Source organism: Bacillus sp. PS237, from assembly GCF_037963345.1.
Classification (GTDB): Bacteria; Bacillota; Bacilli; order Bacillales; family Bacillaceae; genus Bacillus; species Bacillus subtilis.
Genome location: NZ_CP150156.1, coordinates 1,251,463 through 1,266,636 on the forward strand (window position 1 = coordinate 1,251,463; position 15,174 = coordinate 1,266,636).

General features: G+C 41.5%; 17 protein-coding genes. 7 read left to right on the top strand and 10 right to left on the bottom strand.

What is annotated here, in order from left to right:
- Window positions 1–346 precede the first annotated feature (346 nt).
- The 4 genes from manR to NST22_RS06520 all read left to right on the top strand — a co-directional run bounded on the left by manR (window position 347) and on the right by NST22_RS06520 (window position 6,007).
- Complete coding sequence (gene manR, locus NST22_RS06505) at window positions 347–2,293, top strand: mannose transport/utilization transcriptional regulator ManR (RefSeq protein WP_003245617.1); 1,947 nt, start codon at window positions 347–349, stop codon at window positions 2,291–2,293.
- Window positions 2,294–2,440: 147 nt separating this feature from the next.
- Window positions 2,441–4,393 (top strand): PTS mannose transporter subunit IIABC, encoded by a 1,953-nt coding sequence (gene manP / locus NST22_RS06510; RefSeq protein WP_003245781.1) that lies wholly within the window; start codon window positions 2,441–2,443, stop codon window positions 4,391–4,393.
- A gap of 14 nt (window positions 4,394–4,407) precedes the next feature.
- Entirely contained in the window at window positions 4,408–5,355 is a 948-nt protein-coding gene (gene manA / locus NST22_RS06515; RefSeq protein WP_003232833.1) for a mannose-6-phosphate isomerase, class I, read from the top strand.
- A 169-nt stretch (window positions 5,356–5,524) separates the two neighbouring features.
- Window positions 5,525–6,007: a YjdF family protein gene (locus NST22_RS06520; RefSeq protein ID WP_010886487.1), complete on the top strand. Its 483-nt coding sequence runs from the start codon at window positions 5,525–5,527 to the stop codon at window positions 6,005–6,007.
- A gap of 45 nt (window positions 6,008–6,052) precedes the next feature.
- On the opposite strand, the gene NST22_RS06525 is transcribed toward NST22_RS06520, so the two are convergent.
- Window positions 6,053–6,559, bottom strand: a complete 507-nt coding sequence (locus tag NST22_RS06525; protein WP_003232828.1) for a GNAT family N-acetyltransferase — start codon at window positions 6,557–6,559, stop codon at window positions 6,053–6,055.
- A gap of 218 nt (window positions 6,560–6,777) precedes the next feature.
- Window positions 6,778–7,173 (bottom strand): hypothetical protein, encoded by a 396-nt coding sequence (locus NST22_RS06530; RefSeq protein ID WP_009967031.1) that lies wholly within the window; start codon window positions 7,171–7,173, stop codon window positions 6,778–6,780.
- 228 nt (window positions 7,174–7,401) lie between these two features.
- On the opposite strand from NST22_RS06530, the gene ybaK reads away from it, so the two are divergent.
- Window positions 7,402–7,881 (top strand): Cys-tRNA(Pro) deacylase, encoded by a 480-nt coding sequence (gene ybaK, locus NST22_RS06535; protein ID WP_003244878.1) that lies wholly within the window; start codon window positions 7,402–7,404, stop codon window positions 7,879–7,881.
- A gap of 39 nt (window positions 7,882–7,920) precedes the next feature.
- Here the strand turns inward: ybaK and NST22_RS06540 are convergent, their stop codons facing one another.
- The 4 genes from NST22_RS06540 to cotT form a co-directional block, all read right to left on the bottom strand.
- A complete protein-coding gene (locus NST22_RS06540; RefSeq protein WP_003232825.1) occupies window positions 7,921–8,115 on the bottom strand; it encodes a DUF4177 domain-containing protein in 195 nt (64 codons plus the stop codon).
- A 165-nt stretch (window positions 8,116–8,280) separates the two neighbouring features.
- Window positions 8,281–8,610, bottom strand: coding sequence for a YjdJ family protein (locus NST22_RS06545; protein ID WP_003232822.1), 330 nt, complete (start codon window positions 8,608–8,610; stop codon window positions 8,281–8,283).
- Window positions 8,611–9,229: 619 nt separating this feature from the next.
- Window positions 9,230–10,219, bottom strand: a complete 990-nt coding sequence (cyoE, locus tag NST22_RS06550) for a heme o synthase (protein WP_010886488.1) — start codon at window positions 10,217–10,219, stop codon at window positions 9,230–9,232.
- A gap of 122 nt (window positions 10,220–10,341) precedes the next feature.
- The gene (gene cotT, locus NST22_RS06555) at window positions 10,342–10,590 is read right to left on the bottom strand and encodes a spore coat protein CotT (protein WP_003245601.1); all 249 of its coding nucleotides are present in this window, start codon (window positions 10,588–10,590) and stop codon (window positions 10,342–10,344) included.
- A 253-nt stretch (window positions 10,591–10,843) separates the two neighbouring features.
- Between cotT and pdaC the strand changes: the two genes are divergently transcribed.
- Window positions 10,844–12,247, top strand: a complete 1,404-nt coding sequence (gene pdaC / locus NST22_RS06560; RefSeq protein ID WP_003245023.1) for a peptidoglycan-N-acetylmuramic acid deacetylase PdaC — start codon at window positions 10,844–10,846, stop codon at window positions 12,245–12,247.
- A 39-nt stretch (window positions 12,248–12,286) separates the two neighbouring features.
- On the opposite strand, the gene NST22_RS06565 is transcribed toward pdaC, so the two are convergent.
- Together NST22_RS06565 and NST22_RS06570 are read right to left on the bottom strand one after the other, a co-directional pair.
- Entirely contained in the window at window positions 12,287–12,760 is a 474-nt protein-coding gene (locus NST22_RS06565) for a YjfA family protein (protein WP_003244679.1), read from the bottom strand.
- Window positions 12,761–12,884: 124 nt separating this feature from the next.
- Window positions 12,885–13,052 carry a YjfB family protein gene (locus tag NST22_RS06570; protein WP_003232812.1) on the bottom strand — a complete coding sequence of 56 codons (168 nt, stop codon included), beginning with the start codon at window positions 13,050–13,052 and terminating at the stop codon, window positions 12,885–12,887.
- 126 nt (window positions 13,053–13,178) lie between these two features.
- Between NST22_RS06570 and NST22_RS06575 the strand changes: the two genes are divergently transcribed.
- Window positions 13,179–14,078, top strand: a complete 900-nt coding sequence (locus NST22_RS06575) for a DUF2268 domain-containing protein (protein ID WP_003244687.1) — start codon at window positions 13,179–13,181, stop codon at window positions 14,076–14,078.
- Between the two features lie 8 nt (window positions 14,079–14,086).
- Here NST22_RS06575 and NST22_RS06580 read toward each other — a convergent pair whose 3' ends face one another.
- Window positions 14,087–14,485: a DUF2809 domain-containing protein gene (locus NST22_RS06580; protein WP_009967034.1), complete on the bottom strand. Its 399-nt coding sequence runs from the start codon at window positions 14,483–14,485 to the stop codon at window positions 14,087–14,089.
- A gap of 100 nt (window positions 14,486–14,585) precedes the next feature.
- Complete coding sequence (locus NST22_RS06585) at window positions 14,586–15,161, bottom strand: YjgB family protein (RefSeq protein ID WP_003245827.1); 576 nt, start codon at window positions 15,159–15,161, stop codon at window positions 14,586–14,588.
- Window positions 15,162–15,174: the final 13 nt, after the last annotated feature.

Consider the following 15,174-nt stretch of genomic DNA (forward strand, 5'->3'; position numbering starts at 1 on the left):
TTGATGGGTATTAGTTTGTTGAGCGTGTGGAAATTTTGTTACCTGCACTTTATCCCCGAAGATACCAAATCACTTTTCTTCATCATGTTCTTACTTTCGTACTCATACATTAGAAAATCTTCGTTCTAAATAGGTGAAGAATTGGAGTATTTTTATGAATTTCTGCTGAATATACATTACATAGCAAACTCAAAGAGTATAAAAATCGCTTTTTTCCGGAAGCTTCGGTAAAAAACGAAACTTTTGTCTCTATGATTTTGTTTTATAATGTAAACGGTTTCTTATATAGTATACTTATACTATCAATTTGCTCAAGTAGATACTGACAGGAAGGATAGAAAAACAGATGGAATACATAAATACAAGACAAAAAGAGATTTTGTATCTGTTGTTATCTGAACCTGATGACTATTTAGTTGTGCAAGATTTCGCAGATAGGGTACAGTGTTCTGAAAAAACAATCCGGAATGATTTGAAAGTGATCGAGGATTATCTCAATGAGCATTCTCATGCACAGCTTATTCGAAAACCAGGGTTGGGCGTTTATTTACATATAGAAGAACAGGAAAGGACCTGGCTAAGCCAACAATTACATACTGAACATTTTTCTTCTAGGCAGCGGAGCGATAAGGAAAGAATGCTGCACATTGCTTATGACTTATTAATGAATCCGAAGCCTGTTTCCGCAAAAGACATTGCCGCTCGGCATTTTGTCAATCGATCTTCCATTAAAAAGGATTTATACGCAGTAGAAGAGTGGCTGAAGCGTTTTGATCTCACACTGGTTTCTAGGCAGCGGCTTGGATTAAAGGTTGAAGGGAACGAAAGAAATAAAAGAAAGGCATTGGCAAGAATATCTGATTTGATTCACAATACAGCGTTTACCAGCCAATTTATTAAAAGTAAGTTTTTACATTATGAAGTAGACTTTGTGACGAAAGAAATCAAATCACTACAAAAAAAGCATTCCCTCTATTTCACAGACGAAACGTTTGAAAGTTTGTTGCTGCATACATTGTTAATGGTCCGCCGCATCAAAATGAAGCAGCCGATTTCATTGTCCCCAAAAGAAATGGCGGCAGTAAAAAAGAAGAAAGAATATCAATGGACATTTGCTTGTTTACAGCGGCTTGAACCGGTTTTTGCAATTCGCTTCCCTGAAGAAGAAGCCGTGTACTTAACATTACATATATTGGGCGGTAAGGTTCGTTATCCATTGCAGACAGAAGAGAACCTTGAAAATGCTGTGCTTCCTAAGGTTGTAGGGCATTTAATCAATCGTGTTTCAGAGCTGAAAATGATGGATTTTCACAAGGATCAGGATTTGATCAATGGTTTGAACATTCATCTCAATACTGTGCTACAACGGCTGAGCTACGATCTTTCTGTAGCAAATCCTATGCTCAATGACATCAAAAAGATGTACCCTTATTTGTTCCACCTCATCATTGATGTTTTGGAAGACATCAATCAAACTTTTGATCTTCATATTCCTGAGGAAGAGGCAGCATATTTGACATTGCATTTTCAGGCAGCGATCGAACGGATGCAGGGCAGCAGCGAGACACATAAAAAGGCGGTTATCGTCTGCCACATGGGGATTGGGATGTCACAATTGCTGCGGACAAAAATTGAACGGAAATATCACCAAATCGCTGTAATGGCTTGTATTGCAAAGGCCGATTTAAAGGATTATATCAAAAAGCATGAGGATATTGATCTTGTCATATCCACCATTGCGCTGGAGAATATAACGGTTCCCCATATTGTTGTGTCTCCGCTTTTAGAGCCTGGCGAAGAGAAGAAATTAAGTGCGTTTATACGTCAGCTGGGCGAATCACACCGCCAAAAACAAAAAACGTTTCAGATGCTGAACAATACGACTCCTTTTTTGGTTTTTTTGCAGCAGGAGGCGGAGCATCGCTACAAGTTAATCGAACAGCTGGCGACAGCTTTGTTTGAGAAAGGCTATGTTGATAAGGACTATGCGGTTCATGCGGTGATGAGGGAAAAAATGTCGGCTACAAATATTGGGTCAGGCATTGCCATTCCTCATGCAAACGCTAAATTTATTAAACAATCAGCAATCGCGATTGCCACATTAAAGGAGCCGCTTGAATGGGGAAATGAAAAAGTTTCGCTCGTTTTTATGCTGGCTGTCAAACACGAGGATCAAACTATGACAAAGCAGCTGTTTAGCGAGCTTTCATATCTTAGCGAGCAGCCGGCCTTCGTCCAGAAGCTGACGAAAGAAACCAATGTCATGACATTTTTATCTCATTTGGATTATTAAAAGCAGGGATTATTCCTTGCTTTTTTTGTTATAGGGAAAAATGCCTTTATTACCGGAACCTATGGTAAAAAAAGCGATTTTAATGAGCTGATTTCGGTATACAGTTGAGACAAGATCTTATTATTCACACTTTAAAGGAGGTTTCCTATGAAACTGTTAGCGATTACATCTTGTCCGAATGGAATCGCCCATACGTATATGGCAGCAGAAAATCTGCAAAAAGCTGCTGACAGACTGGGCGTTAGCATCAAAGTTGAGACCCAGGGAGGGATTGGTGTTGAAAATAAGCTAACCGAAGAGGAAATTCGCGAAGCGGACGCAATCATTATTGCTGCAGACCGTTCGGTAAACAAAGACCGGTTTATAGGCAAAAAACTGCTGTCTGTGGGGGTACAGGACGGTATCCGCAAACCGGAAGAATTGATTCAAAAAGCTCTTAACGGGGATATACCGGTCTATCGTTCCGCTACAAAATCGGAATCCGGTAATCATCAGGAGAAGAAACAAAATCCAATTTACCGTCATTTAATGAACGGCGTTTCATTTATGGTTCCTTTCATTGTTGTCGGCGGATTATTGATAGCGGTTGCATTAACGCTTGGAGGGGAGAAAACACCTAAAGGCTTAGTTATTCCGGATGATTCCTTCTGGAAAACGATTGAACAGATCGGCAGTGCTTCATTTTCATTTATGATTCCGATTTTAGCCGGCTATATCGCCTATAGCATCGCTGATAAACCGGGGCTTGTGCCAGGTATGATCGGCGGTTATATTGCGGCGACTGGAAGTTTTTATGACAGCGCAAGCGGCGCCGGATTCCTCGGGGGGATTATTGCCGGGTTTTTGGCCGGATACGCGGCACTTTGGATCAAAAAATTAAAAGTTCCAAAAGCCATCCAGCCGATTATGCCGATTATTATTATTCCGGTGTTTGCATCACTGATTGTAGGTTTAGCGTTTGTGTTTTTGATCGGCGCGCCTGTAGCTCAAATTTTCGCCTCTTTAACAGTTTGGCTGGCGGGGATGAAAGGGTCGAGCTCGATCCTTCTGGCATTGATTTTAGGGGCGATGATCTCATTTGATATGGGCGGTCCCGTAAATAAGGTGGCGTTTCTGTTTGGATCGGCAATGATTGGAGAAGGAAATTATGAAATTATGGGACCAATTGCTGTCGCCATTTGTATCCCCCCGATTGGCCTTGGCATTGCGACGTTTTTAGGAAAAAGAAAATTCGAGGCATCTCAAAGAGAAATGGGGAAAGCGGCATTTACGATGGGGCTCTTCGGCATTACTGAAGGAGCGATTCCATTTGCGGCGCAGGACCCTCTGCGCGTTATTCCAAGTATTATGGCAGGCTCAATGACAGGTTCTGTGATAGCCATGATTGGCAATGTGGGAGACAGAGTGGCGCACGGCGGACCTATCGTTGCAGTGCTTGGCGCAGTTGATCATGTCTTGATGTTTTTTATTGCTGTGATTGCAGGATCTCTTGTCACTGCTCTGTTCGTCAATGTACTAAAAAAGGATATTACGGCGTCTCCTGTGCTCAGTGAAACTGCACCGACCTCCGCGCCAAGTGAAGCTGCGGCAGCAAATGAAATAAAGCAGCCAATTCAAAGCCAAAAAGCTGAGATGTCGGAATTTAAAAAACTGACAGACATTATCAGCCCGGAATTAATTGAACCAAATTTATCGGGGGAAACGAGTGATGACATCATAGATGAATTGATTCAGAAATTGTCACGAAGAGGTGCGCTGCTTTCAGAGAGCGGGTTTAAACAAGCCATTTTGAATCGTGAACAACAGGGAACAACGGCGATTGGCATGAATATCGCGATTCCGCACGGAAAGTCTGAGGCGGTCAGGGAGCCGAGTGTTGCCTTTGGGATCAAACGATCAGGCGTTGATTGGAATAGCCTGGATGGATCAGAAGCTAAATTAATCTTTATGATTGCTGTACCGAAAGAGAGCGGGGGAAACCAGCATCTCAAAATACTGCAGATGCTATCTCGAAAGCTAATGGATGACAATTATAGGGAGCGGCTGCTCTCCGTGCAAACAACAGAAGAAGCATACAAGCTGCTAGAAGAAATCGAATAAAGCGGGGGATTTTCATGACGACTGAACCGTTATTTTTCAAGCCTGTTTTCAAAGAAAGAATTTGGGGCGGGACCGCTTTAGCTGATTTTGGCTATACCATTCCGTCACAACGAACAGGGGAGTGCTGGGCTTTTGCCGCGCATCAAAATGGTCAAAGCGTTGTTCAAAACGGAATGTATAAGGGGTTCACGCTCAGCGAATTATGGGAACATCACAGACATTTATTCGGACAGCTTGAAGGGGACCGTTTCCCTCTGCTTACAAAAATATTAGATGCTGACCAGGACTTATCTGTTCAGGTGCATCCGAATGATGAATATGCCAACATACATGAAAACGGTGAGCTTGGAAAAACAGAATGCTGGTACATTATTGATTGCCAAAAAGATGCCGAGATTATTTATGGCCACAATGCAACAACAAAGGAAGAACTAACTACCATGATAGAGCGTGGAGAATGGGATGAGCTCTTGCGCCGTGTAAAGGTAAAGCCGGGGGATTTTTTCTATGTGCCAAGCGGTACTGTTCATGCGATTGGAAAAGGAATTCTTGCTTTGGAGACGCAGCAGAACTCAGACACAACCTACAGATTATATGATTATGACCGAAAAGATGCAGAAGGCAAGCTGCGCGAGCTTCATCTGAAAAAGAGCATTGAAGTGATAGAGGTCCCGTCTATTCCAGAACGGCATACAGTTCACCATGAACAAATTGAGGATTTGCTTACAACGACATTGATTGAATGCGCTTACTTTTCGGTGGGGAAATGGAACTTATCAGGATCAGCAAGCTTAAAGCAGCAAAAACCATTCCTTCTTATCAGTGTGATTGAAGGGGAGGGCCGTATGATCTCTGGTGAGTATGTCTATCCTTTCAAAAAAGGAGATCATATGTTGCTGCCTTACGGTCTTGGAGAATTTAAACTCGAAGGATATGCAGAATGTATCGTCTCCCATCTGTAACATGGCAGGGCTTGAGAAATAAATTTGCGAGTGAAGACGCCTATTCTCCAGCAATGATCTAAATAAAATAAGAGTTTAATAGTTGGAGAAGAAATGTTACACTCTTTTCTGTATATGGTAAAGAATGAAAAAACACGATTCGGTTGGTAGTCCGGATGCATGATTGAGAATGTCAGTAACCTTCCCCTCCTCGGGATGTCCATCATTCTTTAATATCTTTTATGAGGAGGGAATCGTTATGAAATTAACGATTTACTACGATGGTCAGTTTTGGGTAGGCGTTGTTGAAGTTGTGGACAATGGAAAGCTAAGAGCCTTTCGTCATCTTTTTGGCAAAGAGCCGAGGGATTCTGAAGTATTAGAGTTTGTTCATAACCAACTTTTGAATATGATGGCCCAAGCTGAGCAGGAAGGAGTGCGTTTACAAGGCAGGCGTCAAAAAAAGATCAATCCAAAAAGATTGCAGCGCCAGGTTTCAAAAGAGTTGAAAAACGCCGGAGTAACTTCTAAAGCTCAAGAGGCGATAAAGCTAGAGCTTGAAGCAAGAAAGCAAAAGAAAAAACAAATAATGAAAGAACAACGAGAACATGTAAAAGAGCAAAGGTATATGCTCAAAAAGCAAAAAGCGAAAAAGAAGCACAGAGGTAAATAATCCAAACAAAAGCAGGCGCAGTGCCTGCTTTTGTAATTAAGGACTCTACTTTGTAACATATATCCAATGTTTATACTCCGCTGATTTATGATTCAATATAAACCCTAACTTCTCCAAGGTTTTTTGTGAGCCTAGATTATCATGTTCGCATCTTGCGGTGATCCGGGATACTGTTTCTCGGCTTAATGCCCAGTTTATTAGTTTTTGGGCGGCTTCCACACAATAACCTTTGCGGCGATGACTTTTATTTGTTGCAAAACCGATTTCAATCATGCCATTTTCGTCTGGGTCACCTAAAAATCCAGTTCCCCCAACAATTTCATAATTGTCCTTCTTTACAATAATCCATGAATCAAATCCTTTTGTTCCATTGTTTTTGACTAAAATCTCGCGGAAATAAGGTATCGCTTCAAAAAAATCAGAATTTGGCCATTCACCATTTGTTTCATAGCCTAATTCTTTGATAGCCTGATGATCTTGTTTAGACGCGGCGTCAAGAAGGGGAATATCAATCGTTTGTAATCGTAATCGATTCGTTTCAAGGAGAACCATATATTTAATCCTCTTTTCTTTTTACTGGGAATAATGATAACATATAACAATTTTCTCTGGTACCTTGGCAGTAGAGAAAGATGAAAAAATTGAGGGGGATTGAAAGAGTGACAGGTGAGAGTTTGCCCAGACCAAAAACGGGTAGGAAAATGCTGATGTTAATGTGTCCCTACCCGTTTTTCTGTTCCTGAATGCAGGGTTTCTGATAACATGTTGTGCTACCTTTTCGCAATCAAATAAAGCGATATGGCTCTTTGGGTTTGCACAGGATTATGAATGATAATGACCCATTGGTTTCTTCGTCTTGGAAAGCTTGCTACCGCATACAATGGAGCAGTATCGCGCGGAGTGAACCCACCATTTATCACGTTGATATCTCTTCCTTCAAGATGACAAACTAAGTATTCACCTGGATTGATGACCTGTTGGTTCGTCCATGCGTAAGAATAAAAGCCGTCTCCAAGATCTTCGGTGGAAGATGGGGGGACAAAGCCATCTACAGTCAATGTGATTTCTCTTCTTCGCTGTCTTTCTGAAAAGTCTGGACTTCTTTGAGGGTTATGAGTATGTGAAAAGTAAGGAATTAACGCAGGGCCATAAAAGTAATGATACAAAGCAACCACTCCTTTATTTTCCATTCATACAAATTGTATGTGGGAGTTATTTGTTCATTCCTGTTTTGTTCCATGTAGACTAATAATGGGCTATAGGCGTCCAAGGAAATCAATTTGTCCTTCCGTTGATTCAATGCTAGTAACCTTGAAAATGCAGGTTAGGATGATAGAATTTACATATTACTGCAAGAAGTTAGACATACATCATTTTGATAGTGGGTGAAAACAATGGCGAAAAAAATGGCAAAAACAAATGCGGTTCGTCTGATAGAACAGCAGAACATCTCTTATGAGGTATTAGGGTATAAAACAGACGGCCAGCCGGTAGATGGCATCTCTGTTGCGGAAAAAATCGGTTATTCTTTGAAATATGTATATAAAACGTTGGTTGCAGCAGCAGGAACAAATCATTATTATGTCTTTGTTGTACCCGTTGCAGAAGAGTTAGATGTAAAAAAGGCAGCAAAGGTGACAGGGGAAAAGAAAATAGAAATGATTGCAATGAAGGAGCTGTTAGCGGTAACTGGCTATCTTCGCGGCGGCTGCTCGCCAATTGGCATGAAAAAATTGTTCCCGACCTATATTGATGCATCTGCAGAAACGCTTGATTTTATTATTGTCAGTGCAGGGAAAATCGGTATGCAGCTAAAGTTGGCGCCACAAGATTTAGCCAGATCATGTGATGCCGCATTTGCAGAAATTGTATAGATGCAGATATAGGGGAACGAAAAAGCTTAGTCATATCGATTAAGCTTTTTCCGCATCCCTTTCAAATATGATTTCAAAATAAGCAGCTGCCCCATACCCATCTATACTGGGAGCGAAAATCTGAACGAATCTCCAGCCTCTTTTCGCATAATCATGGATGATTTGCTGGTAGTCTTCTTTAGGCCTTCTTCTCATCGTACTCAGCTCAACTCTTACGAATTCATATTCTTTCATCGTTTGATCCCTCCTATTAAGGTATACGTAAAATGGAGCGAGAAGTTCCGAAAACCTAGGTTAAGGTCGGAAAGTATATTTCACTCACTAAACAAATCCATTTATGCCTGATGCCTGCATGCATCTGGGAAGAGTTAAGGGGCTATAAAAACGAATTTTACCGGGTCAGCAGTCCAAATGAATCTCTTGCTTATTGCATTTGACTGAGTATATAAGTAAAAAAAGAGCGGCCAGAACATATAAGAAGGAGATGATCATTAACGCACTCATAACAGGGTAGTGTTTAGCGGAGTAGATGAAAAAATCAAGCTGTGAAATTTGTTTGGGGCTGCTGACGGCATCAATTCCATTAAGCAGTTTTGAGAGTTTAGCAGTATAGTTCCAATCAAATCGATCTGAAACAAGCTCGCTTCCTTGATACCAATTAACAGCAGCTAAAAACAGAAATACCATAATAGAAAATCCAAGCTGAACAACTAAAAATATTCCCTTCACTTTTGTATGACCTCCAAATCTATGAATATGGGAAAATCAAACAATATATTACCACCGTATGGGTTATTCTTGCAATTTCACTTCCATACAACTCAAACGCAAGTCTATTTTTTTGTTTGTTTTTGGCTTATAATACCTGATGATGGAAAAAGAGTGCGGGTTTATAGATTAGAGAAACAAATGTATTTCTTAGCATTTTTTATTTGTGGAGAGAGTATAGAAGCATTCGATTAGATCTGCTTTTTCACAGAAACGGTTTTCATCTGTTTGCCTGAGCTTTACAATTGGCTGGCAAAAAAACAATGATTTCTTTCAATCAAAACATGCAACGATGCGACACATTTTATATCTTGATGACTTATTTCATTGCCTTTAAGTCATCCTATCGAGAAAGCGATGGTATTTTATGAACAAAGAAACCCTAAAAAACATACTCATGATTTTTTCAATATGCGCAACACTCCGAGAAACCGATGGTATGCGCATAGCTGATAGCTGGATTTTGAGTGAGATTATACGATTTTTGATTTGCATGGTTGTGTTTTTTGCCATGACATTTCTATTAGATGCTGTTTTTCCAAACAAAAAAGAGTCACATTAATGTGTGGCTCTTTTTGCATCATCTGATCAGAAACATCATAAATGAATCGATCATCATGATGAAGAACAGCAAGCAAAAATAAATAAGCGAGTAGACAAACATATCCTTTGCCCACTTCACGTCATCGTCTGTTTTGAATCCTTTGATGCTTTTTTTGATCCATATGCCTCCGAGAACCAAGGCGGCTAAGAAATAAAATGGGCTTATATGGCCGGTGCCGAGAGAGAAAGGAAATAATAGCGTGACCGGCACCAGGACGGCAATATATTGCATCATTTTTATTTTTGTTACATGATTGCCTTTGACTACTGGCAAGAGCGGAACGCCAGCAGCGCGATATTCCTCTTTGCGTCTTATCCCAATCGCCCAAAAATGCGGCGGCTGCCACAGAAACATAATCGTGTACAACAGCACTGCTGTCATACTGAAGTCACCGGTTACGGCACAATACCCCATCAATGGCGGCGCAGCTCCTGGGAAGCTCCCGACAAATGTGCTCCACACAGACGTTCGTTTCACCCATACCGTATAGATGATCGCATAAAAAATAAAGGCGGCCAGTCCGAGAAAGGCCGTTAATGGATTGAGGGAATAAAGCATGGCAAGACCTGCGATTCCTAAAACAGAGCCATATGTTAAGATCATGGCTGGCGGCATTTTCCCTGTGACCGAGGCCCTGCTGCGAGTTCGTGCCATTTTTGCGTCCATATGCCGATCAAAATAGTTGTTATAGACAGTGCCGGAAGCCATCACAAACGCGGTTCCCAACATTGCTGTTACCATTGTCATCAAAAAAGCCAAGCCGGTTAACGTTTTTTCTGCGCTTGCAAACGCGATCCAAAACCCGCCGAAGGCTGCTATCGAGTTTGATATGATAATGCCCGGCTTTGCAAGTTTGATAAAATCGTAAATGGTTACCCGGTTCGAAGCTTTTATGTATTTTGTTTCAGATATGGCTGCAGAATCTCTTGTATTCTCCAAAAATAGACGCCTCCCCCAAAACTGCATGCTTTTGTTATCGTAACAAGAGGGGGACAGAATCACAATTATTTCCCATATTTGTCATGATATTGTCATTTTTAAAACAAAAAAATGGGGAGCTGGACTGCCCCCATTTTGATATGTGGCGACTAGTAACCGTAACCTCCCCCATATCCTCCGCCATAACCTCCGCCGTAACCGTACCAAGGGTAGTAAGGCGGTCGCGGGCGCGGGTAGTAATAAGGCGGGCGCGGATAAAACGGGTAGAACGGATAATACGGTCTTGGATAATAATAAGGCGGATAAAATGGCGGTCTCGGACGCGGATAATAATAAGGCTGTCTTTCATCATAAGGGGTAATTTGTTCAAATGACTGTTCATTCAAAGGGTAATCCAAGAGGAAAACCTCCCTAGCTTTTTTTATTCCTTTTACCATATTCCTGATGCTTAAGTTGGGTGTATGTACATTCATGAAATTCGGTTTTTTTTATGATGAAATTCCTTAAAAAGGATTGACATGAACTTCTAAATCTCATAGTATTACAAATGTGAAATAAATGTTACTACAATGTTACAAAAACATTTCTAAATAGATACAGTTCCAACTGATGAAGAGTAAATCGAAATGGCTACGAAAGAAGGAGTTTTTGTTGTTGGCAAAAAGAATCAAATGGTTTCATGTATTAATAGCAGTTGTATGTGTGGTGGGCCTTATCGGCTTTTTCCATAATCATTCATTGAAAAAAGAAACGGTCATGAATAAAGTAAGAACTGATTCTCAATATGGGAATGTTGAGATCGCAACGCTTGTGAATGACGGGAAAACTTTTAATTACGCGGTAAACTATCCTGTTTTCAAAAATGAAAAAATGGATTCGGCATTAAAAAGATTCGCAGAAAAAGAGGTTCGTCAATTTCAAAAGGAAACAAAGGACGTTGACCAAGAGCATACGACAAAACGCAACGAATTAAATGTTGATTATAAAATTGTCCATTATGCCAAACAGACAGTGGCGATTGTATTTAATGAATATAAATACATCGGCGGGGCACACGGGCAAACCGTGAAAAAAACGTTTAACTATGATTTTAGTAAACAAGCGTTTCTTTCCATTGATGATATTTTCAAAGAGGACGCTGACTACTTACATAAGCTTTCGTTAATCGCTTATCACGAGCTGAAAAAGAATAAGGACATTGCCGCGGACGATGCACTGTTAAAGGAAGGGACGGCTCCGAAAAAAGAAAATTTCAGCCGCTTTGCCATCAAGGAGGATTATATCGAACTTTACTTTGACACATATCAGGTTGCAGCAGGCTATCTTGGAGAGCAATCGATTGCCATTAAGAAAAGTCTTTTGAAAGACATTCTGAAAGAACAATATATTGATAAAGCAAAAAATAAAAATAAAATCAAAGAACAAAAGCCGAAGCATGAAGTGATTTCTTTACCCAAAGAGGAAACAGTTGATCCAAATCAAAAAGTCATTGCGCTTACTTTCGACGACGGCCCGAATCCTGCGACAACAAATCAGATTCTAGACTCCTTGAAGAAATATAAGGGTCATGCCACGTTTTTTGTTTTGGGGAGCAGAGTTCAATATTATCCGGAAACGCTAATAAGAATGCTGAAAGAAGGAAATGAGGTTGGGAACCATTCATGGAGCCATCCGCTTCTCACAAGGCTTTCAGTGAAAGAAGCGTTAAAGCAGATCAATGATACGCAAGACATCATTGAAAAAATAAGCGGATATCGTCCGACGCTTGTAAGACCCCCATACGGCGGCATTAATGATGAACTGCGGAGTCAAATGAAAATGGATGTTGCGTTATGGGATGTTGACCCGGAAGATTGGAAAGACCGTAACAAAAAAACAATTGTTGACCGTGTCATGAATCAGGCGGGAGATGGAAGAACCATTTTGATTCACGATATTTACCGCACCTCTGCTGATGCGGCCGATGAAATTATAAAAAAGCTCACCGATCAAGGCTATCAATTGGTGACAGTTTCTCAGCTTGAAGAGGTTAAAAAACAAAGAGAAGCGAAATAAATTAGAAAAGGCTGTCCGTACGGACAGCCTTTTTTCTATTTAATAAGAGCCTGTGGTGGCCCAAACATTTAAGTTTGGTCCTGAATACTTGCCGAAAGCGTAAGAAGTCCTTGGATCTAAATCATATACCATCGGTGTATAGCAAGACTTTTGGCCGGCCACCGCTTTTCCATTGCCGCCTGCAGAATCACAATTATATCTTTTTCCGTCTGTGTTCCGGGTAATCTCCGCATTTGCTTCATAGCCAGACGTCAATGTATTATTCATCGTGATTTTTGCCCAAGCCGTTTTACATGTACTGCTGAATTTAAGCTCGACTACTCCGATGACTTGATTGCTGGCATTCACTAAGTTTGAGGATTTTTTTGTAGAGCCGCTGGACGCACAATCATTGTAATAAGGGCTTTTTCCATCGTAGGCATGGGTTTCCGCCTTGGCGGGTGCACCTTTGACGGCAAAAACAAATACTACTGCGAATAACACCAATGAAGCCTTCATAAACAGTCTTTTCAATTTATGACCTCCTTAATATGGCAAACAATAAATCATATGGAGGAACAATCAAAACATGCATGCTTTTTTGTGAACAATAAAGGCGGCCGGGAGGATGGAGTTCTTGGCCGCCTCTGGTATGAGGTTATGCTTTTACATCAATGGTTTGTCCGAGAGTTGGATGTTGAATCATCTTTAAGGTTTGATCGGCATTTTGCTGGGCGGTGTCCAGCCTTTTTTTCGTTAAAGCAATATTTACATTCTGGGCAAGGGATGCTTGATGCATCGCAACCGATAAAGCAGGAATATCCATGGTTCCACCTCCTATGCCTTACCTATCGGCGGGTTTGTATGATTTTACAGTGAAAAATGGCTTAATTTCTCTTGTTGACCCTTACGCTGCGGCATATCGTATGTTTTTGACAAGGAGGGAATCAGGATGAATCTAGTAATGGAAAAGACCTTTGAGCAATACGAAAAGCTGTTTTCAATGGAAGAACAGAAAAGAGAAGATGTATTTCGGTATACGATGATGAGGCCGTTTGAAAAGATGTGGACCGCCATCCAAGTTCCGCTGAAAGCGAAGGAGCCAAACGGCTATGATGTGATCATGGCTGCGAAAATGCTGGGCTATTTGGATGTCCGTGATGCTGAAAGCGGCCAGAAAGCACTACAAATACTGAAAGAATCACATGTTTCAGAGACAGCTGAATCTGCACTTCGGCAATGCATATTTTTTGCTGAGCGCGAACAGCTGCGGGTGAATGCAAAGGAGATCAAATTCGGCCTTTATATCGCTGATCCAAATAAGCTTCAGCTGCAAAAAGGCTACTGCGGGTTTGGCGGGATACCGGGCTTTATTCATGTATGGATTAATCCGAACAGTTATAACCTGCCAAGGATTCCTTCCATTATTGCTCATGAGTTTCATCATAATGTGCGGTTTTCGTATATAGATTTTCATCATGGCTCTGTAAGTGTCGGGGATTATCTTGTGATTGAAGGATTGGCGGAATCATTCGCCAGAGAGCTGTTTGGTACGGAACGATTGGGCCCTTGGGTAACTCGTTTTGATCATGAAGACTTGCAATATTCCATTGATGTGATTAATGAGGTGCTGGATGTGAAAGGATTTTCGGAAGTCAGCCGTTATATGTTTGGTGATCCAATTGCTAACGACCAAGGCTTTAAGCCTGCAGGTTTATCGGCTTTTGCGGGTTATGCAGTTGGCTATCATGCCGTTCAGTCATTTATGAATCAACATCATATCACGATAAGCGAGGCCACACGTTTGGATGCGAAGACCATTATTTCTCAATGCGGTCTGTTTTCTACATGAAAAAAGCGTCACATACAGCGGCGCTTTTTGATTCCCAAAACCAGCAGTTCTATGGCGGCACAGGCGGCAATTCCGATTGTATATGCTTCGATATCGCTCCATAAAAAACCGTACCCTAGTACAAGCCCGCCAAGAGAAGTATCTCTAATCTGGTCGATCCATTCGGCATGATAGAGCTGGCTGAATTCAATGACAAAACAGAAAGAAAGACTGATAATGCCCGTTATCATTGTCTTCAGCTTCCGAAATAGAAATCCGCATCCCGTGAAGATCATGGCGGCCCACAACGAGTCTCCCAGATAAGTATTGAGGGTATCAGGAAGAACACTGGAGAATGCTCTGGATCCAAGCCCCAGCCCAATGATCAGTATGGTGAAAACTGCATATATCCAACGATTTCGCTTCATTGCGAATTGATACCCCGTCTCTGCTTCATCTCCCTGTATTGTAAGGAATATAGCTTTTATTTGTCCACTAAAAAAGCGGCTGAATAGCCGCGTAGGGTGTTTATTTTGCTTTTAGGTTTACATGGTCGGCTGTCTGATCCGTGCCTATTACAAAATGGAGTTCATAGCGGCCTGTATCATATACATAATCGATTTCATCGGTAAACGGGACGGTTAACACCCGATTTACTGGTCCTAATTGCTTCTGCAGCACTTCCGGCGTAACTCCGCCTAAATTCAGCTGCCGTTCCACACCGGTTCCAAAGTAGCGGATTTCTGAAATTGTCATGTCTTTATGATAGGAAAATCCGTAGCCCGGCTGTCCCATATTCCAGTGATATAAATCAAATCGATTGTCTCCCCCGACTGGTCTTTCCGGTTCCCCAAACGCAGCGTGGACATCCCCTTTTGTGCTTTTGTTAATGGTAAGGCCTTGCGCCTGCTGAGGCATTTCCCCTTTATAGGCGGTGTTATAGAGGTTTTTGACAAGCTCAGCGGCTGATTGATTCGTGTTTTCTGAGAGTGTGTTTGTTTGAGCTGCGGCCTTTGCCGGTGCTGAAAAGGACGCAGCCCCAAAGCCGGTAAAACAGCTTGTTACTGCTGCTGCCGCGGTTATAGCAGACATTGTCTTTTTCATGTTAATCCCTCCT